The following is a 2102-nucleotide window of genomic DNA, read 5'->3' on the forward strand; positions in this document are numbered from 1 at the left end:
GCGCGAGGTGCTGCCGTTCGCCGAAGGCGCGACCTGGGACGTGTCGAAGGCCAAGGAAGGCAACGAGATCCCGTTCACGCGGATATTCTACGTGCCCGAGGAGCCACGGCCGCTCGAGGAGATCGACGCCGACGTCGCGCGACTGATGGGCGAGCTCAGCGAGATGTTCGAGGCGGTGCACCGGGATGCGTGAGACCGCGCCTTTCTGGTCATTGGCAACGCTCGTGACGGATAACGACAACCCGGCTGAGTTCCAGGTCTCCCTCGAAGACATGATCCCCGACAGTGGGAAGCTCGTTCAGGGCGAACTGTCTCAATACGACGCGAAGGGCACACCGTTCTCTGTAGGCGATGTACTCTTCGGTAAGTTGCGCCCCTATCTCGCCAAGTACTGGCTCGCTGACCGTGACGGGACTGCGGGCGGCGACATCCATGTGTATCGACCGGCAGATGACGTCGAGCCACGCTTCCTGAACTACGTGGTAGGAAGCCGCGGATTCATTCGGTACACGGAAGCCGCATCAAAGGGCGTCAAGATGCCTCGTGTCGAGTGGATGGGCCTCCGGGAGTTCACCGTGCACCGGCCGAATGCCATCGTCCAGACTCGCATCGCCGACTACCTCGACCGCGAGACGGGCGAGATCGACGCAATGCTGGGAAAGCTAGATGAATTGACTGAGCTACTCCAGGTGCGGCGCGATGCCGCCGTGATGAAAGCGATCGACAGTCATTTCAAAGGGGCGACCGTTCCGCTTGCGTTCGCATCGGATGCCAAGAACTTCTTTGATGGAGACTGGGTCGAGAGTAGGGATCAGGATCCGAGCGGCGAGATCCGGCTTCTTCAGCTCGCGGATATTGGAGTTGGGAAGTTCCTGGACAAATCCAACCGCCGAGTGAACCAGGAGGCATTCGAACGTCTTGCGTGCCGCGAAGTCTTCCCCGGGGACGTGCTTATCGCTCGCATGCCAGATCCTCTCGGTCGCGCGTGTGTTTTGCCAACTGGCCTCGGGCGCTCGATCACCGTGGTCGACGTAGCTGTAGTGCGCGCCGATCAAGCCAAGACGATCCCGGCGTATCTCGCATATGTCCTCAACAGCCGCCGATTTCGAACCTTGATCGAGAGCCTTCAAGGTGGTTCGACTCGCCAGCGCATCTCACGATCACGATTGGGGCAACAGCGCATTCCGGCGGTTGATCTCGATACGCAACGCGCAACTGTTGACCACCTCGACGAGGTCACCGGCAAGATCGACCAGATGCTCGCGAAGGCCGCCGAGCTGAAGGCTCTGCTCCTCGAGCGTCGTTCGGCGCTCATCACCGATGTCGTCACCGGACGGAAGGAGGTCGCATGAGCGACCCGCAGCTGCTCGAGAAGGAGTTCGAGGACACCCTCTGCGACGGGCTCGCCGCACGCGGCTGGCTGTACGAGGACGGCGGCGCTCCGGCCGCGGTGGGATGGGACATCGCCCGCGCCATGGTGCCCGGCGACGTCCTGCACTGGCTGGCCACGCAGTACCCCGACGAGTACGAGAAGGCCGTGCCGTCGGACCTCGTGGGCGGCGCGCTGGAACAGGCCCAGACGAAGCTCCTCGAGCACATCATCAAGGAGCTGAGGAAGCCCACGCGGATGGACCCGATCTCGGGTCATCCGGTCGGCGGGCTGCTCGGCGTGCTCCGGAAGGGCTTCAGCTATGCGCAGGTGGGACGGCCGTCGGCACGGTTCGGCCCGCTGGTCGCGTTCCCTCCGGCGAACCCGAACCTGACCAGCGTCGTCGAGCAGTCGGACGCGGTGCGGCTGCGCGTGCTGCGTCAGGTGCGCTTCGACACGGAGACGACCGAGACGATCGACGTCGTCCTGTGCGCCAACGGCCTGCCGGTGGTCACGCTCGAGCTGAAGACCGACAACGCCCAGACGGTCAACGACGCCGTCAGGCAGTACAAGAACGACCGCGTACCCGGTCCCACGCGTGCGCTGCTCGAGCCGGGACGAGCGCTCGTGCACTTCGCCGTCTCGAACGACCTAGCCTACATGACCACCAAGCTCGACGGCGCGGAGACGCGCTTCCTGCCCTTCAACCAGGGCCATGACGGCCACGAGGGCA

3 protein-coding genes are annotated in these 2102 nt (G+C 63.8%); all 3 read left to right on the top strand.

Annotated features, from left to right (window positions below; all coding sequences use genetic code 11):
• Positions 1–193: hypothetical protein (locus G510_RS18610; RefSeq protein ID WP_036323477.1), on the top strand; the 193-nt coding region annotated here is incomplete at its 5' end.
• Positions 194–224: 31 nt separating this feature from the next.
• Positions 225–1352: a restriction endonuclease subunit S domain-containing protein gene (locus G510_RS17695; RefSeq protein ID WP_157560686.1), complete on the top strand. Its 1128-nt coding sequence runs from the start codon at positions 225–227 to the stop codon at positions 1350–1352.
• Positions 1349–2102: type I restriction endonuclease (locus tag G510_RS0113255; RefSeq protein WP_029153997.1), on the top strand; the 754-nt coding region annotated here is incomplete at its 3' end. The genes G510_RS17695 and G510_RS0113255, both read left to right, overlap by 4 nt.

Origin of the sequence: Microbacterium gubbeenense DSM 15944 (genome assembly GCF_000422745.1) — a bacterium.
GTDB lineage: Bacteria > Actinomycetota > Actinomycetes > Actinomycetales > Microbacteriaceae > Microbacterium > Microbacterium gubbeenense.